At 64.7% G+C, this 20,752-nt stretch carries 19 protein-coding genes and 1 tRNA gene; 3 read left to right on the forward strand and 17 right to left on the reverse strand.

Annotation, left to right across the window (positions count from 1 at the left end):
• Positions 1 to 7: 7 nt before the first annotated feature.
• From AC13GF_RS10040 to AC13GF_RS10120, 17 genes are all read right to left on the reverse strand, one after another.
• Positions 8 to 1,516, reverse strand: coding sequence for an NADH-quinone oxidoreductase subunit M (locus tag AC13GF_RS10040; RefSeq protein ID WP_032128647.1), 1,509 nt, complete (start codon positions 1,514 to 1,516; stop codon positions 8 to 10).
• A 23-nt stretch (positions 1,517 to 1,539) separates the two neighbouring features.
• Positions 1,540 to 3,714 (reverse strand): NADH-quinone oxidoreductase subunit L, encoded by a 2,175-nt coding sequence (nuoL, locus tag AC13GF_RS10045; protein ID WP_483004514.1) that lies wholly within the window; start codon positions 3,712 to 3,714, stop codon positions 1,540 to 1,542.
• A 7-nt stretch (positions 3,715 to 3,721) separates the two neighbouring features.
• Positions 3,722 to 4,027: an NADH-quinone oxidoreductase subunit NuoK gene (gene nuoK / locus AC13GF_RS10050; RefSeq protein ID WP_005417921.1), complete on the reverse strand. Its 306-nt coding sequence runs from the start codon at positions 4,025 to 4,027 to the stop codon at positions 3,722 to 3,724.
• A complete protein-coding gene (locus AC13GF_RS10055) occupies positions 4,024 to 4,680 on the reverse strand; it encodes an NADH-quinone oxidoreductase subunit J (protein ID WP_032128645.1) in 657 nt (218 codons plus the stop codon). The genes nuoK and AC13GF_RS10055 overlap by 4 nt, the downstream gene beginning before the upstream one ends.
• Before the next feature lie 9 nt (positions 4,681 to 4,689).
• Entirely contained in the window at positions 4,690 to 5,178 is a 489-nt protein-coding gene (nuoI, locus tag AC13GF_RS10060; protein ID WP_006381128.1) for an NADH-quinone oxidoreductase subunit NuoI, read from the reverse strand.
• A 3-nt stretch (positions 5,179 to 5,181) separates the two neighbouring features.
• Entirely contained in the window at positions 5,182 to 6,276 is a 1,095-nt protein-coding gene (gene nuoH / locus AC13GF_RS10065) for an NADH-quinone oxidoreductase subunit NuoH (protein WP_046983974.1), read from the reverse strand.
• Complete coding sequence (nuoG, locus tag AC13GF_RS10070) at positions 6,273 to 8,507, reverse strand: NADH-quinone oxidoreductase subunit NuoG (protein WP_483004515.1); 2,235 nt, start codon at positions 8,505 to 8,507, stop codon at positions 6,273 to 6,275. Before nuoG ends, nuoH begins: the two co-directional genes overlap by 4 nt.
• Positions 8,504 to 9,844, reverse strand: coding sequence for an NADH-quinone oxidoreductase subunit NuoF (nuoF, locus tag AC13GF_RS10075; protein WP_005410459.1), 1,341 nt, complete (start codon positions 9,842 to 9,844; stop codon positions 8,504 to 8,506). Before nuoF ends, nuoG begins: the two co-directional genes overlap by 4 nt.
• A 4-nt stretch (positions 9,845 to 9,848) precedes the next feature.
• Positions 9,849 to 10,376, reverse strand: a complete 528-nt coding sequence (gene nuoE, locus AC13GF_RS10080) for an NADH-quinone oxidoreductase subunit NuoE (RefSeq protein ID WP_006381132.1) — start codon at positions 10,374 to 10,376, stop codon at positions 9,849 to 9,851.
• 97 nt (positions 10,377 to 10,473) lie between these two features.
• Positions 10,474 to 11,781, reverse strand: a complete 1,308-nt coding sequence (locus AC13GF_RS10085) for an NADH-quinone oxidoreductase subunit D (RefSeq protein ID WP_126929376.1) — start codon at positions 11,779 to 11,781, stop codon at positions 10,474 to 10,476.
• Positions 11,778 to 12,527, reverse strand: coding sequence for an NADH-quinone oxidoreductase subunit C (locus AC13GF_RS10090; RefSeq protein ID WP_483004516.1), 750 nt, complete (start codon positions 12,525 to 12,527; stop codon positions 11,778 to 11,780). Before AC13GF_RS10090 ends, AC13GF_RS10085 begins: the two co-directional genes overlap by 4 nt.
• A 33-nt stretch (positions 12,528 to 12,560) precedes the next feature.
• Entirely contained in the window at positions 12,561 to 13,115 is a 555-nt protein-coding gene (locus tag AC13GF_RS10095; protein ID WP_005410463.1) for a NuoB/complex I 20 kDa subunit family protein, read from the reverse strand.
• Positions 13,106 to 13,462, reverse strand: coding sequence for an NADH-quinone oxidoreductase subunit A (locus AC13GF_RS10100; RefSeq protein WP_008265012.1), 357 nt, complete (start codon positions 13,460 to 13,462; stop codon positions 13,106 to 13,108). Before AC13GF_RS10100 ends, AC13GF_RS10095 begins: the two co-directional genes overlap by 10 nt.
• Positions 13,463 to 13,573: 111 nt before the next feature.
• Positions 13,574 to 13,658, reverse strand: a tRNA-Leu gene (locus AC13GF_RS10105).
• Between the two features lie 51 nt (positions 13,659 to 13,709).
• A complete protein-coding gene (secG, locus tag AC13GF_RS10110) occupies positions 13,710 to 14,147 on the reverse strand; it encodes a preprotein translocase subunit SecG (protein ID WP_010486424.1) in 438 nt (145 codons plus the stop codon).
• Positions 14,148 to 14,178: 31 nt separating this feature from the next.
• Positions 14,179 to 14,934, reverse strand: a complete 756-nt coding sequence (tpiA, locus tag AC13GF_RS10115; protein ID WP_483004517.1) for a triose-phosphate isomerase — start codon at positions 14,932 to 14,934, stop codon at positions 14,179 to 14,181.
• Positions 14,935 to 15,712: 778 nt separating this feature from the next.
• On the reverse strand, positions 15,713 to 16,648 hold the full coding sequence (locus AC13GF_RS10120) for an isopenicillin N synthase family dioxygenase (RefSeq protein ID WP_032128257.1): 936 nt from the start codon (positions 16,646 to 16,648) through the stop codon (positions 15,713 to 15,715).
• A gap of 195 nt (positions 16,649 to 16,843) precedes the next feature.
• Here AC13GF_RS10120 and AC13GF_RS10125 point away from each other — a divergent pair, with 195 nt between their 5' ends.
• Genes AC13GF_RS10125 through AC13GF_RS10135 form a run of 3 tightly spaced genes read left to right on the forward strand, consistent with a single transcriptional unit; the run spans position 16,844 to position 20,746 of the window.
• Positions 16,844 to 18,730 carry a DUF3413 domain-containing protein gene (locus tag AC13GF_RS10125; RefSeq protein ID WP_483004518.1) on the forward strand — a complete coding sequence of 629 codons (1,887 nt, stop codon included), beginning with the start codon at positions 16,844 to 16,846 and terminating at the stop codon, positions 18,728 to 18,730.
• 20 nt (positions 18,731 to 18,750) lie between these two features.
• Positions 18,751 to 19,896 carry a glycosyltransferase family 4 protein gene (locus AC13GF_RS10130; protein ID WP_483004519.1) on the forward strand — a complete coding sequence of 382 codons (1,146 nt, stop codon included), beginning with the start codon at positions 18,751 to 18,753 and terminating at the stop codon, positions 19,894 to 19,896.
• Positions 19,889 to 20,746, forward strand: a complete 858-nt coding sequence (locus tag AC13GF_RS10135; protein ID WP_483004520.1) for a polysaccharide deacetylase family protein — start codon at positions 19,889 to 19,891, stop codon at positions 20,744 to 20,746. The genes AC13GF_RS10130 and AC13GF_RS10135 overlap by 8 nt, the downstream gene beginning before the upstream one ends.
• The last annotated feature ends 6 nt before the right edge of the window (positions 20,747 to 20,752 follow it).

The raw sequence follows: 20,752 nt of genomic DNA on the forward strand, positions 1-20,752 counted from the left end.
CCTGGAATTACAGCAGCTTGCTGGATGCGATCTGCATCGCCAGCTTCGCGATCGAGGGCTCCATCAGGTCGGTCAGCGGCTTGGGGTAGATGCCCAGGGCCAGCACGCCGATGGCGAACACGCCCAGCACCAGCCATTCGCGACCGTTGATGTCCTTCAGTTCGGCAACGTGGCTGTTGGCCACTTCACCGAAGAAGATGCGCTTGTACAGCCACAGGGTGTAGGCGGCGCCGATGATCAGGGTGGTGGCCGCGCCCAGTGCGATCCACGGATTACGCTGGAAGGCCGCGAGGATGACCATGAACTCGCCGACGAAACCGCTGGTGCCCGGCAGGCCCGCATTGGCCATGAAGAACAGCATGGCGAAGGTCGCGAACCAGGGCATCACGTTGACCACGCCGCCGTAATCGGCGATGCGGCGGCTGTGCATGCGGTCGTACAGCACGCCCACGCTGGAGAACATCGCGCCGGACACGAAGCCGTGCGAGATCATCTGCACCATGGCGCCCTGCAGGCCCAGGCGGGCCGCATCGGCGTTGCCAGCTTCACGCACCAGCCACAGCGCGATGAAGGTGCCCAGGGTGACGAAGCCCATGTGCGCGATCGACGAATAGGCGATCAGCTTCTTCATGTCGTCCTGCACCAGGGCGACCAGGCCGACGTAGATCACCGCGATCAGCGACAGCGCGATCACCAGCCATGCCCATTCCTGCGACGCGTCCGGGACGATCGGCAGGTTGAAGCGCAGGAAGCCGTAGCCACCGATCTTCAGCGCGATGGCAGCCAGGATCACCGAACCGGCGGTCGGCGCTTCCACGTGGGCGTCCGGCAGCCAGGTGTGGACCGGGAACATCGGCACCTTGACCGCGAAGGCGATCAGGAAGGCGAAGAAGATCCAGGTCTGTTCCTTGGCCGACAGCGGCAGCGCGTACAGGTCGGCCAGCTGGAAGCTGCCACCCTTCATGTACAGGTAGATCAGCGCCACCAGCATCAGCACCGAGCCGAGGAAGGTGTACAGGAAGAACTTCAGCGCGGCGTAGATGCGGCGCGGGCCGCCCCAGACACCGATGATCAGGAACATCGGGATCAGCATCGCCTCGAAGAACACGTAGAACAGCATCGCGTCCGTGGCCGAGAAGATACCGACCGTGACGCCTTCCAGGATCAGGAAGGCGGCCACGTACTGGTTGACGCGCTTGTCGATGGCGCTCCAGGCGCCGATCAGGGCAAGCACGCTGACCAGGGTGGTCAGCAGGATCAGCGCCACGGCGATGCCGTCCACGCCCAGGTTGTAGCCGATCTTGTACGCCGGGATCCAGGCATGGGTCTCGACGAACTGCAGACCGTCGATGCCCGCGTTGTAGCCGCTCAGCAGCGAGAGGCTCGCCACGAACGTCAGCACCGCTACGCCCAGCGACGCCCAGCGGGCGGTCTGCGCATCACGGATCGCAAGGATCAGGGCGCCACCGATGATCGGCAGCCAGATGAGGACACTGAGTAGAGGCCAGTTCGACACGTCTTCTTATTCCGTACAGGTCATCAACGCAGGTAATGCATCAGCACGCCCAGAAGGGCAATCAGGCCGATGATCATCGCGAAGGCGTAGTGATAGAGGAAACCGGATTGGGTACGACGCAGCACGCCGGCTGCGACGTCCACAACACGTGCCGAAAGATTGACCACGCCGTCGACGATGTTGCTGTCGATCCAGCGTGCGACCTTGCCCAGCTTGACGCTGCCACCGGCAAAGCCATCGATCCACAGCTTGTCGAAGCCGTACTTGTTTTCCAGCACCGACACCAGCGGGGCGAAGGTCTTGCGCGCCTTGCCCGACAGGTCCGGCTTCCACAGGTAGAACAGCGCAGCCAGCAGGAAGCCCGCCAAGGTCAGCCAGAACGGCGGCAGCATCATGCCGTGCAGCGCGAACGCCACCGGCCCGTGGAACTCTTCGCCCAGGAAGGCAACGGTGTTCTTGGCCGGGTCGTAGAAATCGACGATACCGGTGAAGAACGTGTTGACCTGGCCCTTGATGGCGTCGTGTGCATGGTGGCCGGCCCAGTCGGTGCCGTGCAGCATCGGACCGATGCTGAAGAAACCGATGGCGATCGACGGGATGGCCAGCAGGATCAGCGGCAGGGTCACCACCCACGGGGTTTCATGCGGCTCATGCGGACCATGGCCATGGCCGTGGTCGTCATGGGCATCGCCGTGGTGGGCATCAGCATGGTGGGCGTCAGCGGCGTGGTGATCGTCATGGCCATGACCATGATCGTCGTGTGCGTCGCGGAAGCGCTCCTTGCCGTGGAAGGTCAGGAACAGCAGGCGGAAGCTGTAGAAGCTGGTCACCAGCACGCCACCCAGCACAGCCCAGTAGCCATAGGTGGCCACCCAGCTGTTCTGCATGTGTGCGTGGATTTCGGCTGCCTCGATGATGGTGTCCTTCGAGTAGAAGCCGGAGAAGAACGGCGTACCGACCAGGGCCAGCGTACCGATCCACATGGTGACGAAGGTGATCGGCATGTACTTGCGCAGGCCGCCCATCTTGCGCATGTCCTGCTCGTGGTGCATCGCGATGATGACCGAGCCGGCACCCAGGAACAGCAGCGCCTTGAAGAAGGCGTGGGTCATCAGGTGGAACACGGCGGCCGAGTACGCCGACACGCCCAAGGCAACCGTCATGTAGCCCAGCTGCGACAGCGTGGAGTACGCGACGACGCGCTTGATGTCGTTCTGCACAATGCCGATCAGGCCAGTGAAGAACGCGGTGGTGGCACCGATGAAGAGGATGAAGTTCAGCGCGGTCTGCGACAGCTCGAACAGCGGCGACATGCGGGTGACCATGAAGATACCGGCGGTCACCATCGTCGCGGCGTGGATCAGTGCCGAGATCGGGGTCGGGCCTTCCATCGAGTCCGGCAGCCACACATGCAGCGGGACCTGGGCCGACTTGCCCATGGCACCGATGAACAGGCAGATGCAGATGACGGTGGCGATCGACCAGATCACCGGCTCGTTCAGCAGCTGCATGCCGAACATGGTGCCGTCCCAGATCTGCAGCTGGGCGCGCGGGTCAGCCAGCATGCCGGCCTGCGAGAACACCTGCGAGTAGTCCAGGGTACCGAACACCCACAGCACGCCGGCGATACCGAGCAGGAAGCCGAAGTCACCGACGCGATTGACCAGGAACGCCTTCATGTTGGCGAAGATCGCGGTCGGACGCTTGAACCAGAAGCCGATCAGCAGGTACGACACCAGGCCCACCGCTTCCCAGCCGAAGAACAGCTGCAGGAAGTTGTTGCTCATCACCAGGGTGAGCATCGAGAAGGTGAACAGCGAGATGTAGCTGAAGAACCGCTGGTAGCCCGGATCGTCCTGCATGTAGCCGATCGTGTAGATGTGGACCAGCAGCGACACGAAGGTCACCACCACCATCATCATCGCGGTCAGCTTGTCGACCATGAAACCGACGTGGGCCGAGTACTGGCCAACTTCGAAGAACGTGTAGATGTTCTGGTTGAACGGCTGCGCACCGCCCCACAGCAGCTGGTAGAGCGTGTACATCGACAGGCCGCAGGCAACCGCGACGCCGAGGATGGTGATGGTCTGCGCGCCGAAGCGCTTGACCTGGCGACCGAACAGGCCGGCGATGATGCTGCCGAACAGCGGTGCAAGCACCACTGCGATCAACAGACTCTTGGAGAGAGTGATTTCCATCTGTGGATCAGCCCTTCAACGAATCGACTTCGCCGACATTGATCGTGCGGCGTGTACGGAACAGGGTCACCAGGATCGCCAGGCCGATGGCGGCTTCCGCGGCGGCGACGGTCAGGATGAAGAACACGAACAGCTGGCCGGACGGGTCGCCCAACTGGCGCGAGAAGCCGACGAAGTTGATGTTCACCGACAGCAGCATCAGTTCGATCGACATCAGCAGGACGATGACATTCTTCCGGTTGAGGAAGATGCCGGCCAGACTGATGGCGAACAGCACCGCGCCCAGCGCAAGGATGTGGCCAAGGGTAATCACGGCTGGGTCTCCTCGCCGGCGGCCGGCTTGCTGTTGCTGTGCACGACCGGCGCTTCGGCGCCCATCTTGACCATGCGCAGGCGCTGGCCGGCCTTGACCATGGTCTGCTCGCCCGGGTTCTGGCTCTTCACGCCGGTACGGCGACGCAGGGTCAGCATCACGGCGGCAACCACGGCCACGGTCAGGATGACGGCGGCGAACTCGAACGGCAGCAGGTACTCGGTGAACAGCGTACGGGCCAGCCAGGTGACGTTGGAGCTGTCGGCAGCGACCGCGGCGGCGTTGTCGGCCGGGAACGGGTTGACCGCCCTGCCCTTCACGCCGATCAGGATCAGCATCTGCACCAGCATCGCCACGGCCACGATCAGGCCGACCGGCAGGTAACGCACCCAGCCCTCACGCAGCTTGGTGGGATCGATGTCCAGCATCATCACCACGAACAGGAACAGCACCATCACCGCGCCGACGTAGACCAGCACCAGTGCCACGCCGAGGAACTCGGCGCCGACCAGCAGCCACACGCAGGCAATGGAGAAGAAGGTCAGCACCAGGCAGAGCACGGCGTGAACCGGGTTGCGCACGCTGATCACCGCACCGGCCGAAACCGTTGCCGCGATGGCGAACACCCAGAAAGCGATATTTACCCAATCCATCTCTCGACCTCAGCGGTAAGCGGCATCGGCGGCGCGACGCTCGGCGATCTCGGACTCGAGACGGTCGCCCAGGGCCAGCAGCTGCGGCTTGGTAACGATGTTTTCGCCACGATTCTCGAAGTGGTACTCGAGGATGTGGGTTTCGACGATCGAGTCCACCGGGCAGCTTTCTTCGCAGAAGCCGCAGAAGATGCACTTGAACAGATCGATGTCATAGCGCGTGGTACGGCGGGTGCCGTCTTCGCGCTTGGCCGAGTCGATGGTGATGGCCAATGCAGGGCACACCGCTTCGCACAGCTTGCAGGCGATGCAGCGCTCTTCACCGTTGGGGTAACGGCGCAGGGCGTGCAGGCCACGGAAGCGCGGCGACTGCGGGAACTTCTCCATCGGGTACATCATCGTGTACTTGGGCTTGAAGCTGTACTTCAGCGTCAGCCAAAGGCCGCCCAGCAGTTCGAGCAGCAGCAGGCTCTTGAAGTAATGGGTAATCCTGTTCATCACTTAGACGCCCTTTTGAATCACGCCGAAGAACACCATGACGGCGGTAACCGCGATCCACAGAATGGCCAGCGGGATGAAAACCTTCCAGCCCAGGCGCATGATCTGGTCATAGCGGAAGCGCGGGAAGCTGGCACGGAACCAGATGTAGGCACTGGCGAAGAAGAACACCTTGACGAACAGCCACGGTGCACCGCCCTTCCAGATCCAGTCGACCAGCGGCGAGATATCACCCGGATTGACCCAGCCCTGGATCGGGCTCAGCCAGCCACCAAGGAAGAAGATCGAGATCAGGAAGCTGATCAGGATCATGTTGGCGTATTCGGCCAGGAAGAACAGCGCGAACGCACCGCCCGAGTACTCGACCATGTGGCCGGCGACAATTTCCGATTCACCTTCCACCACGTCGAACGGCGCGCGGTTGGTTTCGGCAACGCCCGACACCCAGTAGATGACGAACAGCGGGAACAGCGGCAGCAGGAACCAGTCGAAGAAACCGGAATTGCCGGCCTGCGCCATCACGATGTTGCTCAGGTTCAGGCTGCCCGACGCGATCATCACGCCGACCAGGGCGAAGCCCATGGCGATTTCGTAGCTGATCATCTGCGCCGAGGCGCGCATCGCACCCAGGAACGCATACTTCGAGTTGGATGCCCAACCGGCCAGGATGATGCCGTAGATACCCAGCGAGGTCATCGCCAGCAGGTACAGCAGGCCGGCGTTGGCATTGGACAGCACGATCTGCGAATCGAAGGGCACCACCGACCAGGCCGCGAAGGCCGGCGCCAGGGTGATCAGCGGTGCCAGCAGGTAGATCGCCTTGTTGGCGCTGCTCGGCTGGACCACTTCCTTGAACAGCAGCTTGAAGACGTCGGCGAAGGCCTGGAAGATGCCCATGCCCACGTACATCGGTCCGTGGCGGACGTGCATCCAGCCGATCAGCTTGCGTTCCCAGACCACGTAGAAGGCCACCGAGATGATCACCGGAACGGTGATCACCAGGATCTTCAGGATGATCCAGATCAGCGCGCCGATGTCACCGAGGCCAAGCAGCCACTGGTGCAGCGGGTCGACCGCGTTCAACAGCAATTCGTTCATGCAGCCACCACCGTTACGCGAGCGGCACCCAGCGGCGCGGTCGCGCCGTGGCCCGATTCAATCCAGACCGAACCCGCAGCGACGCGGGCGTCGACCACCACCGGCAGGGTGGCCTTGCCGGCATCGGTGCCGACCTTGGCCATCTGCCCTTCCTGCAGCAGCAGGCGAGCGGCATCTTCAGCGTTCAGCACGATGCGCGGGGCGTTGTTGAGCGGATGCGACTGCAGCGCCGGCGCACGACGGACCACCGCATCGGTGCGGTAGATCGCGGCGGTCGAAGCCACTTCCAGGCCTTCGCCGGCAACCACCGGCTGCGCCGAAGCCGCAACAGCGACCGACACCGGGGCCAGGCTGGCGCGCAGGCCGGCCAGGTCGGTGAAGTCGAAACCGGCAACCGCCAGCTCGCCGCCCAGGGCACGCAGCACGCGCCAGCCTTCACGGGCCTCGCCCGGCAGCTTGCCACCGGCACGGGCCGACTGCTCGCGACCATCGAGGTTGGTCAGGGTGGCGTCGATTTCCGGCAGCGCGCCGATCGGCAGGATCACGTCGGCAACGTCGCGGGTGGAGACGCAGGCGAACTGGCTGAAGGCCACCACCTTGGCGCCGACCAGCGCCTTGCGCGCGGCAGGTGCATCGGCGAAGTCCAGGCCCGGCTCGAGGCCGTACACCACGTAGGCCTGGCGCGGCTGCGCCAGCATCGCGGCGACGTCCTTGCCGGCCGGCAGCACGCCGGCGCGGGTCAGGCCCACGGCGTTGGCGCCCTGCGGGATGCGGCACAGCTTGGCACCGGTGGCGGCAGCGAAATCACGCGCGGCGGCGCGGATCGCGGCAGCCTGCGGGTGGTTCTCGGCGATGCCACCGACGATCAGCACGGTGTTGTTGCCGCCCTGCACAGCCGAACGCAGCTCGGCGTTGGCCAGCGCGTCGACGAACTTCGACGGTGCGACGATCTGCTTGCCGGCAATGCTGAAGGCGAAGTCGAAGTCCACCGGGTTGACGACGTGGATCTTCGCGCCGTTGGTGGTCTGTGCCTTGCGCAGGCGGGCGTGCAGCAGCGGCAGTTCGTGGCGGATGTTGCTGCCCAAAACGACGATGCGGTCGGCGCCTTCGATTTCGGCCAACGGCAGGCCGAACACTTCGGCGGTTGCGGCGTCGGAGAAATCGCGGTTGTTGATGCGATGGTCGATGTTGCTCGAGCCCAGGCCCTTGGCCAGGCGGGCCAGCAGCGCGCCTTCCTCGTTCGAGGTGGACGGATGCACCAGTACGCCCAGGTTGTCGCCCTGGTTGGCCTTGAGGATCTCGGCAGCCGCAGCCAGGCCTTCGGCCCAGCTCACTTCCTTCCACTCGCCATTGACCTTGCGCAGCGGCTTGACCGCACGGTCTTCGCTGTACAGGCCCTGGTGCGAGTAGCGGTCACGGTCGGACAGCCAGCACTCGTTCACCGCTTCGTTGTCGCGCGGCACGGTGCGCAGCACTTCGCCGCGACGCACGTGCAGGAACAGGTTCGAACCCATCGCGTCGTGGTAGCCCAGCGACTCGCGCGCGGTCAGTTCCCACGGGCGGGCGCGGAACTGGAACACCTTGTTGGTCAGTGCGCCGACCGGGCAGACGTCGACGACGTTGCCGGACAGTTCGGTGGTCAGCGGCTTGCCGTCGAAGGTACCGATCTGCAGGTTCTCACCGCGGTACATGCCACCCAGTTCGTAGGTACCGGCAACATCGGCGGTGAAGCGGACGCAGCGGGTGCACTGGATGCAGCGGGTCATCTCGGTGGCGACCAGCGGGCCCATGTCCTCGTCCGGCACCACGCGCTTGCGCTCGTTGAAGCGGCTGACCGAACGGCCATAGCCCAGCGACACGTCCTGCAGCTCGCACTCGCCGCCCTGATCGCAGATCGGGCAGTCCAGCGGGTGGTTGATGAGCAGGAACTCCATCACCGAGCGCTGGAACTTCAGTGCCTTTTCGCTGCGGGTGGCGACCTTCATGCCATCCATCACCGGGGTGGCGCAGGCCGGCGCCGGCTTCGGCGACTTTTCCACGTCCACCAGGCACATGCGGCAGTTGGCGGCGATCGGCAGCTTCTCGTGGTAGCAGAAGCGCGGAATCGAAATGCCGGCCTTGTCGGCCGCCTGGATGATCATCGAACCCTTGGGCACGACCAGGGACTTGCCATCGATTTCGATGGTCACGTGATCCGGTGGCACGTTCGGGTTTACGGGTTGCGCGCTCATGCGGCGGCTGCCTCCACCTTCTTGCCGTCAACCATCGAATGACCGTTGACGATGTAGTACTCGAATTCGTCCCAGAACTGGCGCAGGAAGCCCTGGATGGGCCATGCAGCCGCTTCACCGAACGCACAGATGGTGTGGCCTTCGATCTGGCCGGCCACCGCCTTCAGCTGGTGCAGGTCTTCCATCGTGGCCTTGCCGGCGACGATGCGCTCCAGCACGCGATGCATCCAGCCGGTACCTTCACGGCACGGGGTGCACTGGCCGCAGGATTCCTTGTGGAAGAACTGGCTGATGCGGCAGGCGAACTTGACGCAGCAGACGCTGTCGTCGAGCACCACGATCGCGCCCGAACCCAGGCCGGAGCCCAGTGCACGGATGGTGTCGTAGTCCATCGGCAGGTCCTTCAGCTCGGCCGCGGTCAGCACCGGCATCGACACGCCGCCCGGAATCGCGCCCTTCAGCGTGCGGCCCGGACGCAGGCCACCGGCCATTTCCAGCAGGTCGTGGAATTTGGTGCCGAGCGGCACTTCGAAGTTGCCGCCATTCTGCACGCAGCCGGACACCGAGAAGCACTTCGGACCGCCGTTGGCGGTCAGGCTCAGGCCCTTGAACCACTCCGGACCGTTGCGGATGATCGCCGGCACCGAACCGTAGGTTTCGGTGTTGTTGATCGTCGACGGCTTGCCATACAGGCCGAAATTGGCCGGGAACGGCGGCTTGTAGCGCGGCTGGCCCTTCTTGCCCTCCAGCGATTCCATCAGTGCGGTTTCTTCGCCGCAGATGTACGCGCCGGCGCCCAGCGCACCGTAGATGTCGATGTCCACGCCCGAGCCCATCACGTTCTTGCCCAGCCAGCCGTTCGCATAGGCGTCAGCCAGGGCCTGCTCGAAGTGCTCGAACGGCTCGTGGTGGAACTCACCGCGCAGGTAGTTGTAACCCACGGTCGAACCGGTGGCGTAGCAGGCGATCGCCATGCCTTCCACCACCGAATGCGGGTTGTAGCGCAGGATGTCGCGGTCCTTGCAGGTGCCCGGCTCGGATTCGTCCGAGTTGCAGAGGATGTACTTCTGCATGTTGCCCTTGGGCATGAAGGACCACTTCAGGCCGGTCGGGAAGCCTGCGCCACCGCGGCCACGCAGGCCTGAGGCCTTGACCATCTCGATGACCTGCTCCGGCGGGATCTTCTCTTCGAGGATCTTGCGCAGGGCAGCGTAGCCACCGGTCTTCAGGTAGCTTTCGTACGACCACGGGGTGTCGTAATGCAGGGTGGTATAGACCACCTGGTGCGGCAGCGGCGCGGGGCCGACCGGACCCTTGGATTCGTGGTGATGTGCCATGCCCTTACTCCAGCCCGTCCAGCAGCTCGTCGACCTTTTCCAGGGTCAGACGCTCATGGTAGTGACCGTTGATGACCATCATCGGCGCGCCACCGCAACCGGCCAGGCACTCTTCCTCGCGCTTGAGGTAGACGCGGCCGTCCGGGGTCGATTCACCGTGCTTGATGCCCAGCTTCTTCTCGCAATGGCGGACGATGTCCTCGGCGCCATTGAGCCAGCAGCTGATGTTGGTGCAGATGGCCACGTTGTTGCGGCCCACCTTCTCGGTCTCGAACATCGAGTAGAAGCTGGCGACCTCGTAGGCCCACACCGGCGGCAGATCAAGGTACTTGGCCACGCCGGCGATCAGCTCGTCGGTCAGCCAACCCTCGTTCTGCTCCTGGGCCGCATGCAGGCCCTGCAGCACGGCAGAGCGCTTGCGGTCCGGCGGGAACTTGGACAGCCAGTGATCGATGTGAGCGCGGGTCTTGTCGCTCAGCACCACCATCGGGTCGACGTCGCGCGCCGCCTCGAAATTACCTGTCGCCTTCATCGGCCGACCTCAGCGAAATGCATAACGTGAAATTCCAGAAACTGCGGCGCCGGCTTGCGCCGGCTGCCTGCAGCGGGCGTTGGCGTGGCGGACGGCATTACCGGTCAACCTCGCCGAACACCAGGTCGTAGGTACCGATCATCGCCACCACGTCGGCCAGCATGTGGCCGCGCACGATCGAATCGATCGAGGACAGGTGGGCAAAGCCCGGTGCGCGCAGGTGCACGCGGAAAGGCTTGTTGGCGCCGTCTGAGACCAGGTAGCAGCCGAACTCACCCTTGGGCGCTTCCACTGCCGCGTAGGTTTCGCCGGCCGGCACGCAATAGCCTTCACTGAACAGCTTGAAGTGATGGATCAGCGCTTCCATGTCGTCCTTCATGTCCTCGCGCTTGGGCGGAGCGACCTTGAAGTTCTTGACCATGACCGGGCCGGGGTTGGCCTTCAGCCATGCCACGCACTGCTTGATGATGCGGTTGGACTCGCGCATTTCGGCAATGCGGACCAGGTAGCGGTCGTAGCAGTCGCCTTCCTTGCCCAGCGGGATGTCGAAATCGACGGCATCGTACTTGGCGTACGGACGCTTCTTGCGCAGGTCCCAGGCGATGCCCGAGCCGCGCAGCATCACGCCGGTCATGCCCCACTGGTGAGCCAGTTCCGGAGTGACCACGCCGATGCCGACGGTACGCTGCTTCCAGATACGGTTGTCGGTCAGCAGGGTTTCGTATTCGTCGACGCGACCCGGGAATTCGTTGGTGAAGTTCTCCAGGAAGTCCAGCAGCGAGCCTTCACGCGAAGCATTGAGCTGTTTCAGCGCCTTGCCCTTGTGCCAGCGCGATTCCTTGTACTTCGGCATGTGGTCCGGCAGGTCGCGGTAGACGCCGCCCGGACGGTAGTACGCCGCGTGCATGCGCGCGCCAGAAACCGCTTCGTAGCAGTCCATCAGCTCTTCGCGTTCGCGGAAGGCGTACAGCATCACCGCCATCGCACCCAGATCGAGCGCGTTGGAGCCCAACCACATCAGGTGGTTGAGGATGCGGGTGATTTCGTCGTACATGGTGCGGATGTACTGCGCACGCTCCGGCGCCTCGATGCCCATCAGGGTCTCGATCGCGCGCACGTAGGCGTGCTCGTTGCACATCATCGACACGTAATCCAGGCGATCCATGTAACCGATCGACTGGTTGAACGGCTTGGACTCGGCCAGCTTTTCGGTACCACGGTGCAGCAGACCCACGTGCGGGTCGGCGCGCATGATGGTTTCGCCGTCCATTTCCAGGATCAGGCGCAGCACACCGTGAGCGGCCGGATGCTGCGGGCCGAAGTTCATGGTGTAGTTGCGGATTTCCTGCCGGCTTTCGGCGGCGTTGCTGGCGAATGCTTCGCCGGCCTGGTGTACGTGGCTCACTTCACTGCCTCCTGCGCGCGCTCGCCTTCTGCGGTCTGCAGACGGGCGTCGTCGCGGATCACGCGCGGCACGCCGACACGCGGCTCCACCGAGGTGACCGGTTCGTAGATCACGCGCTTCTTTTCTTCGTCGTAGCGGACTTCGACATTGCCGATCAGCGGGAAGTCCTTGCGGAACGGATGGCCGACGAAACCGTAGTCGGTCAGGATCCGGCGCAGGTCCGGGTGGCCTTCGAAGATCACGCCGTACAGGTCGAACGCTTCGCGCTCGAACCAGTTCAGGCCCGGCCAGATGCTGGTCAGCGAGGACACCACCGGCAGCGCTTCGTCAGGGGCGAAGCAGCGCAGGTGCATCATCAGGTTGTGCTGGTACGAACGCAGCTGGGCGACCACGGCGAAGCGCTGGGTCGGCATGTGCTGCGGGCGGGCACCGTCGGCACCGTTTTCCTCGGTGGGGAACTCGCCCCACGCGAAGCGGCCCTGGGCCTTGCCTTCGACACCACGGCTGAAGCCCTGCGAGGACACGTCGGCGGTGTCCCATTCGTCGGAGCCATAACCGAGGTAGTCGACGCCGCAGAGATCCACGGCCTGCTCGAAACCAAACTCGTCACGCAGCGTCAGGGCGGTGGCGTGCCACTCGGCGGCAGGCACTTCCAGCGTCACTTCGCCGCGGGGTTCGACCACGATGACCTTCGCACCTGCGAAACGTGCGGAGAGTCGGTCGATGAAGGATGCTTGCTCTGCCATGGGGGCTTGGCGCGCTCTTGTCAGGTGAAGGGGTCAGCGGGCGATGGTCTGTGTACGCCAGATCTTCTTCTGCAGCTGCAGGATCCCGTACACCAGCGCCTCGGCGGTCGGCGGGCAGCCCGGGACGTAGACGTCCACCGGCACCACGCGATCACAGCCGCGCACCACAGAATAGGAGTAGTGGTAGTAGCCGCCACCGTTGGCGCAGCTACCCATCGAGATGACCCACTTCGGGTCCGGCATCTGGTCGTAGACCTTGCGCAGCGCCGGGGCCATCTTGTTGACCAGGGTACCGGCCACGATCATCACGTCGGACTGACGCGGCGACGGGCGGAACACCACGCCGTAGCGGTCAAGGTCCAGGCGCGCGGCACCGGCGTGCATCATCTCGACCGCGCAGCAGGCCAGACCGAAGGTCATCGGCCACATCGAGCCGGTGCGCGCCCAGTTCAGCAGTGCATCGACGCTGGTGGTGACGAAGCCCTTTTCCAGCAGCGGGTTGTCGCCTTCCGGCCGCAGGATGTCATCAACCCGGCCTTCCGGCGTGGGGTTGTTCATGAGGCCATCGAGAGTCTGAATCACTCCCATTCCAGCGCTCCCTTCTTCCAGACGTAAATGAAACCGAGGAACAGCATGCCGACGAACAGGCCCATGGTGATGAGCGAACGGGCACCCAGCTCCATGAAGACCTGGGTCCACGGCACGATGAAGATGATTTCCAGGTCGAAGACGATGAACTGGATCGCGATCAGGTAGTAGCGCACGTCGAACTTCATGCGCGCGTCTTCGAAGGCCTCGAAGCCGCACTCGTACGGCGACAGCTTTTCCAGATCGGGGCGGCGGGGACCGAGGAATCGACCAACCAGCATCAGCGTAATGCCGATACCGGTGGCAACGATCAGAAACAGCAGAGACGGCAAATATTCGGCCAGCACAGCGATTCTCTCTTGCCTCTGCCGCCGCGCCTGCAGGCGCTTTGGCATGGGGGAGTGGACGGGAATCTGCCTGGCGCCTTGCGCGCCAGACGAACCCGCTTTACTTACAAATGGTGCCCAAGAGGGGACTCGAACCCCTACGACTTGCGTCGCTACCACCTCAAGGTAGTGCGTCTACCAATTCCGCCACCTGGGCAAACGATCACATCAGACTATCTTCCCGATGCGCCGCGTATTGTAACCGGCTTCAGTCTTTCTGGGAGCCTTCCGAAGGCTTTTCTTCACCAGAAACCGAAGATTCCGCCTGAGCCGGCACATTCGCGGCCGGAACCGGGGCGGCCGGGACCGCATCGGCCTTCGGAACGGCCGGCAGTTCGCCCGCCGGAGCCGCCGGAGCGACTGCCGCCGGGGCGGACATCAGACCCAGATCCTGGTCGGCCGCCGGGCGGCTGCCGTGACCGGCATACCAGGCCATGAAGAGGCTGATGCCGAAGAACACGACTGCCAGCCACTTGGTCGACTTGGACAGGAAGTTCGAGGCGCCGCGCGCACCGAACACCGTACCCGAGGCACCGGCACCAAAGCCCGAACCCGCCGCCGCACCCGAACCACGCTGCATCAGGATCAGCGCGATCATGGCCACAGCGACCAGCACGTAGACGACATTGAGGATCAACATCAGCATTGGAAACCGCCCTCGGACAAAACTTCTAGGATTAGTTCGCGGCCGCCGCCCTTGCGATGGCCAGGAAGTCCGCGGCCACCAGGGAGGCGCCGCCGACCAGCCCACCATCGACATCCGGCTGCGCGAACAGTTCCCCGGCATTGTCGGGCTTCACGCTACCGCCGTAAACAATGGGCAGTGAATCAGCGATTCTAGCATCGATACGCGCGACTTCGCCACGGATGAACGCGTGCACCTGCTGCGCCTGCTCCTTGGTAGCAGTACGGCCGGTACCGATGGCCCAGACCGGCTCGTAGGCAACCACGGCCTTGGCGAAACCGGCCGCACCGACCAGCTCCAGCACCGGTGCCAGCTGACTGGCGATGACCGCTTCGGTCTGCCCGCCCTCGCGCTGTTCCAGGGTCTCGCCCACGCACAGCACCGGCACCAGGCCGGCATGCTGGGCGGCGGCGAACTTGCGCGCGACCAGCTCGCTGCTTTCGTGGTGGTACTGGCGGCGCTCGGAATGGCCAACCAGGCCATAGCGGGCCCCGACCTCGACCAGCATGGCCGCGCAGACCTCGCCGGTGTAGGCGCCCTTCTCGTTGCTGCTCACGTCCTGCGCGCCAAAGGCCAGGCCGGTCGCGCCGAAGTCCTCGACCAGCTCGCCCAGGTACGGCAGCGGCGGCAGGATCACCACGTCCACCCCCTCCAGCGGCAGCCCGGCGACGACCTGCCCCAGCAGTTCATTGGCGAATTGACGGCTGCCATGCAGCTTCCAGTTTCCAGCGACGATCTTGCGGCGCATGAGCGGGTGGCTCCTGTGTGAAGTCAGCCGGTCATGATACCCGTTGCGGCAAAAATCCGTTTCCCTGTAAGCGGTTACATGGATTTTCAGCCAACGGCGCAGCCCCTCGTGGCGGGGGTTGGGATTGGGGTTGGGGTTGGGTTGGTCGAGGAGAGTCCGGCTAGATACGAGGCTTGGCCGGGCGGGTGGGGATGGCGGGGGACGCCGCAAACCCTTCCCTGGGGGCTTGGCCGCGGCATCCATGCCGCGGACACCCCCGTCATCCCCACCCGCCCGGCCTCTGACACATTCCGGCGGTTCCGCCCGCCACGGAAAGAAAAAAGAAGATCGAAAGCAGAAGCAGCATTCCGGGTGGCTGCCGGGGTCAGATCCCTACCCCACTTCGATCTGACAGATCTCATCCACGCATGGCGTGGATCTACCGTGTCGACCAAGGTCGACACCCACCAACCGTCACCGGGAAGCTGTCGGGGGTGGGGCGGTGTGGGTTGGCAGGACCGTTGGCGCCATGGATGGCGCCATCGAGCCCCCAGGGGTGAGGGCGCTTTGCTTGCGAAGCACTGCTTCGCAAGCGCCCGAACGCACAGCCGCCAGCGGCTGGGCCGGACCGCGGAGCGGGGTTCACGGCGTGTCCTGCCAACCCACACCGCCCCGCCCAACCCGCAGAAACACAGAGCCGCTTTGGCTTTGGACTTGCCGGCCAGCGGCCGGCACTACCGCGGGTGCAGGGTGCAACCCTGCAAAGAAAAAGGCCGCCTTTCGGCGGCCTTCTCACTCATTACTTCAGCTTGATCTCGCGCAGGCGTTCCTCGAGGAAGCCGTGGGCGGTGATCGCCTCCGGGTACCGGCTCGGGTTCTCCGGAGTGATGCAGGACGGCAGCACGTCGATCAGGTAGTCCGGGTTCGGATGCAGGAAGAACGGCACCGAATAGCGCGGCTGGCGCGCCAGCTCACCCGGGGGGTTGACCACGCGGTGGATCGTGGACGGATACACGTGGTTGGTCAGGCGCTGCAGCATGTCGCCGATGTTGACCACGATCGTGTCCGCATCTGACGTAAACGGCACCCACTCACCTTCATGCGACTGCACTTCCAGGCCCGCGGCGCTGGCGCCGACCAGCAGGGTGATGAAGTTGATGTCGCCATGGGCACCGGCACGCACGTTCGGGATGTCGTCGGTGGTGATCGGCGGGTAGTGGATCGGGCGCAGGATCGAATTGCCGAAGTTGGTCTTGTCGGCGAAGAAGTCTTCCGGCAGGCCGATGTGCAGGGCCAGCGCCGACAGTACGCGCGAACCCAGGTTGTCCAGCGCCTGGTACAGGCCGTAACCGCGCTCACGGAAGCCCTCGACCTCGGTCGGCCACAGGTTCGGCGCCATCACGTCACGGTACTTGGAGTCGTCGGCGATCTCACGACCGATGTGCCAGAACTCCTTCAGGTCGAAGTGCTTGGAGCCCTTGGCGGTTTCCACCCCGAACGGGGTATAGCCGCGGGCGCCGCCACTGCCGGCCACGTGGTACTTGCGCTTGACCTCTTCCGGCAGGGCGAAGAAGGCCTTGAAGGCATCGTAGGCCGCGTCGATGTCGGCCTGCGGGATGCCGTGGTTGCGGATACCCGCGAATCCCCATTGGCGGTAGGCCGCGCCCAGCTCGGCCACGAAGGCCTCGCGGTCGCTGTCGAAACGGGTGATGTCGAGGGTGGGGATCTGGCTCACAGCGGTTCCTGGCTTGTCGTTGGGTCTGGGAGGGCCAGCGCATTCATGGCCCACCTGAACATTGTGACAGATCGCCCGGCGAACGCGACTCGATACAAGGAAACAAACCGATACAATGCGCAACCCGCGCGCGGATTAACGATTCCGTCACAACCGGGACTCCCGCCCCTGTATCACCTGCCGCCTCCGTCCTTCATGCACCCTGCTGCTCCTTCTGCCAACACCCCCCTGCCCTCCAACCCGGCACGCCATTGGCGCCGATTGGCCTGGTGGTCGCTGTTCGTCGCCGGCAATGCGCTGCTGGCCATGGCGATCACGCTTGGCAACGTGCCGTTGGCCGACAACCCCGGTGGCAGCGCGGGCCTGGCCTATCTGGCCGTCGCCCTGCCCGGTCACCTGCTGGCGTTCGGCGCCCTCGCCGGCCTGCTGCCGCTGCTGCTGGGCCTGTGGCCGCGCAGCGCGCGCACGCTGAGCATCAGCGCCGTGCTGCTGCAGGGCCTGTGGCTGTGCCTATTGCTGGTTGATGCGAAAGTTTTCACTCTGTATCGGTTCCACCTCAATGCGATGGTGGTGAACATGGTGTTCGGCGGCGCGCTGCAGGACCAGGTCGCGCTGTCGTGGAAAACCTGGCTGCAGGCCGGACTGCTGGTGGCCGCCATCTTCGCTGCCGAAGGATTGTTGGCCTGGGCCTGCTGGAAGCTGCTACCTGCCCTGCCGCGCCGCCGCCGGGTCCTGCAGGCCTGGGCCGTGGTTGCACTGCTGATGGCCGGCGGCCAGGTCGCTACGGCCTACTACGATGCCCGCGGCGACCGCGACGTCATCGCACAGTGGAACTACCTGCCCTGGGCACAGCCGATCACCGCCAAGAGCTTCATGCGCAGGCTCGGGGTCATCAGCGAACAGCAGGCAGGCCTGCCCGACCCGCGCCATGCGCAGCTGCTGTATCCGCTGCACCCCCTGCGCTGCCAGAACCCACACCGGCCGAATGTGCTGATGGTGGTACTGGAGTCGCTGCGCCACGACGCCATGACGCCACAGCTGATGCCCAACACGACGGCACTGGCACAGACCGCGCGAACGTACGAGCACCATTTCAGCACCGGCAATGCCACCCGCTACGGCCTGTTCGGCCTGCTCTACGGCCTGCCCGGCGGCTACTGGCAGAGCATGCTGGACGAACAGCGCGGCTCGCAGCTGTTCCAGGTGCTGGGCCAGCAGGGCTACGACCTGCACCTGTACGGCAGTGCGCCGCTGTACAGCCCGGAGTTCGACCGCACGGCCTTCGCCGACGTGCGCGACCAGCTGCACCAGGGCCCCTCCACCCTGACGCCGGACAAGCGTGACGCAGCCATCGTCGCCGCGCTGCAGACCGATATCCGCACCAGCCAGGCCGCGCAGCATCCATGGTTCGGCTTCGTGTTCCTCGACTCCACCCACGCCGGCTACCACCTGCCTGCCCGCTACCCGCCGGTGGCCACACCGATGGCCAAGGAGATCGACTTCCTGTCCTTCGGACCGGACCACGACCCGACGCCGGAGCTCAACCGCTACCGCACCGCCGTGCACTACGCCGACAGCCTGATCGGCTCGCTGCTGGACGACCTTCGCGCGCAAGGCCTGGCCGAGGACACCATCGTGCTGGTCACCGGTGACCATGCCGAAGAGTTCAACGACCTCAAGCTGAACTACTGGGGCCACAACGGCAACTTCTCCGACTACCAGCTGCAGGTGCCGTTCGTGCTGCACTGGCCCGGCCAGGCCAGCGGCCATGAGACACGCACCAGTTCGCATGAGGACTGGGTGCCGACGTTGATGCGCCACGCACTGGGCTGCGAGAACGCATTGAGCGACTTCAGTACTGGCCAGGACCTGCTGTCCGCGCCCAGCACCAGTGAACGTGCGCTGGTAGTGGAGAGCTGGTCGCAGCGCGCGGTACGCCATGGCGATGCCATCTACGTGTTCGACAAGTTCGGCAACGCCACCGCGCTCGACCGGCACTACCGCCCGCTGCCGCAGCAGGCTCCGGACGCTGCCGCCATCCGCTCCGCATGGGAAGCGCTGACCCGCTTCCGCAACCGCTGATCTTCAAGGACCGATCCTGCATGAACCGTCCGCTGCGCATCCTGCACACCGAAGCCGCCAAGGGAATGGGTGGGCAGGAGATCTACATCTTCCGGCACATGCAGGTGATGCGCGCGCGTGGCCATGAGGTGTCGTTGCTGTGCCAGCCCGATGCGCGCCTGGCCACACTGGCACGCGACGACGGTTTCACCGTGCATACGCTGCGCATGGGAGGCCTGGCGCGCCTGCTGCGCGGCGTGTGGTCGGTATCGCGACTGGTGCGCCGCGAACACTACGACGTGGTCAACACCACCAGCCGCCGTGATGCGCTGATCGCCGCCACCGGTGCACGCCTGGGCGGCACGCCGCTGGTGGTGCGCTCGCGCCATCTGATGAGCCCGGTCAATTCGCTGCTGACCTATACCAGCCTTCCGCACCGGGTGTTGACCGTCAGCAGCTTCGTCAAGCAGCTGCTGGCCGACCGTGGCATTCCGGCCGAGCGCATCGGCATCGTGCCGCCGATCGCGGTTCCGCCGCGCTGGAGCGAGATCCGCAGGGCCGATCCCTGGCAGTGCCTGCAGGAGGTGCGCGCGCAAGTGCGTGCCGAGCTCGGTTTCGGCGAACAGGACATCGTGGTCGGCTGCGTGGCGGTGCTGCGCGAGCCCAAGGGCCATGCCGACCTGCTGCAGGCGATGGTGCCGCTGTGCAAGTCCAACCCGGACCTGCACCTGGTGATCGTCGGCGATGGCCAGGCCGTGACGGAACGACTGCAGGCGATGTGCGCCGAGCACGGGCTGCAGCGCCAGGTGCACCTGCTCGGCTACCGCGATGGGGCCTGCCGGCTGATGGCCGGCTTCGACATCTTCGCACTGGCCTCGCACAAGGAAGCAGCCGGCACCGTGTTCCTGGAAGCGGCTTATGTGGGCGTACCGATCGTGGCCACGCGGGTGGGTGGCGTGCCGGAGATGGTGGTCGATGGCAGCAATGCGATCCTCACCCGTTTGGGTGACAATGCCGCCCTGACAGGTGCATTGCGCCTGCTGGTGGACGACCCGGAACGGCGGCGGCAGATGGGCCGCGCTGGCTGGGACTGGATGCACGGCGCACACCGCTTCACGCCGGACGGCCACGGTGAAGCCACCGAACACTACTACCACCAGTGGCTGAAGGAGCTGGGACATGGCTGATGCGCGAACCGTTCCGGTGCTGATGCACCACCATGTCAGCCCCTCGCCAGGCATGATCACCGTGTCGCCGGAAAACTTCGAAAGCCAGATCGCGTGGCTGGCAGGCAATGGCTGGACCTCACTGACGCTGGACCAGTACGCCGGCTTCCTGGCCGGCAAGCCGGTGCCGCGCAAGTCGATCGTCATCACCTTTGATGATGGCTACCTCGACAACTGGGTGTATGCCCATCCGATCCTGCAGAAGTACGGGATGCATGCGGTGGTGTTCGTGGTCACCGGCTGGATGGGCGAAGGCCCGGAACGTCCGCACGCCGGCATTGCCGGAGCGACGCTGCCGTCGACGCCGGACCATCGTGGCTGCGAAGCGGCGATCTACGAGCAGGGCCGCAGTGACGATGTGATGATGCGCTGGAGCGAAGCGCGTGCGGCCATCGCCGCCGGCACCTTCGAAGTGCATTGCCACACCCATACCCACACCCGCTGGCTGCGCCGCGACGATCTGGACCGTGCGCAGCGCCGCGCAGGCCTCAGCCGGGATCTGGCGATCTCGCGCGAAGTCCTGCAGGACAAGCTCGGCGAGGTGTCCGATACGCTGTGCTGGCCGTACGGTGATTTCGACCAGGATCACATCGAAGTGGCGCGCGAGCAGGGCTTCCGCTACCTCCACACCACCCACCCGTTCGGTCGCAACGTGATCGGTGGCGACCCGGAACGCATCTATCGTTTCGCGATCCGCAACCGTCCGGCCAACTGGCTGCGCAAGCGCATCCGCCTGAGTTACAACCCGCTGATCGCGCCGCTGTTCAATGGGTTCAAGGCGCGCCAGAAGAAGATGGTGCCGGGGCCCTGAGCACGC

Source organism: Stenotrophomonas sp. 22LJNL06-5-1 (assembly GCF_056861455.1).

Excerpts from the sequence above, each read along its gene's own strand:
- nuoL (WP_483004514.1), bottom strand. The coding sequence starts at position 3,714 with ATGGAAATCACTCTCTCCAAGAGTCTGTTGATCGCAGTGGTGCTTGCA.
- AC13GF_RS10055 (WP_032128645.1), bottom strand. The coding sequence starts at position 4,680 with ATGGATTGGGTAAATATCGCTTTCTGGGTGTTCGCCATCGCGGCAACG.
- nuoI (WP_006381128.1), bottom strand. The coding sequence starts at position 5,178 with ATGAACAGGATTACCCATTACTTCAAGAGCCTGCTGCTGCTCGAACTG.
- nuoH (WP_046983974.1), bottom strand. The coding sequence starts at position 6,276 with ATGAACGAATTGCTGTTGAACGCGGTCGACCCGCTGCACCAGTGGCTG.
- nuoG (WP_483004515.1), bottom strand. The coding sequence starts at position 8,507 with ATGAGCGCGCAACCCGTAAACCCGAACGTGCCACCGGATCACGTGACC.
- nuoF (WP_005410459.1), bottom strand. The coding sequence starts at position 9,844 with ATGGCACATCACCACGAATCCAAGGGTCCGGTCGGCCCCGCGCCGCTG.
- nuoE (WP_006381132.1), bottom strand. The coding sequence starts at position 10,376 with ATGAAGGCGACAGGTAATTTCGAGGCGGCGCGCGACGTCGACCCGATG.
- AC13GF_RS10090 (WP_483004516.1), bottom strand. The coding sequence starts at position 12,527 with ATGGCAGAGCAAGCATCCTTCATCGACCGACTCTCCGCACGTTTCGCA.
- AC13GF_RS10095 (WP_005410463.1), bottom strand. The coding sequence starts at position 13,115 with ATGGGAGTGATTCAGACTCTCGATGGCCTCATGAACAACCCCACGCCG.
- secG (WP_010486424.1), bottom strand. The coding sequence starts at position 14,147 with ATGCTGATGTTGATCCTCAATGTCGTCTACGTGCTGGTCGCTGTGGCC.
- tpiA (WP_483004517.1), bottom strand. The coding sequence starts at position 14,934 with ATGCGCCGCAAGATCGTCGCTGGAAACTGGAAGCTGCATGGCAGCCGT.
- AC13GF_RS10125 (WP_483004518.1), top strand. The coding sequence starts at position 16,844 with ATGCACCCTGCTGCTCCTTCTGCCAACACCCCCCTGCCCTCCAACCCG.
- AC13GF_RS10130 (WP_483004519.1), top strand. The coding sequence starts at position 18,751 with ATGAACCGTCCGCTGCGCATCCTGCACACCGAAGCCGCCAAGGGAATG.
- AC13GF_RS10135 (WP_483004520.1), top strand. The coding sequence starts at position 19,889 with ATGGCTGATGCGCGAACCGTTCCGGTGCTGATGCACCACCATGTCAGC.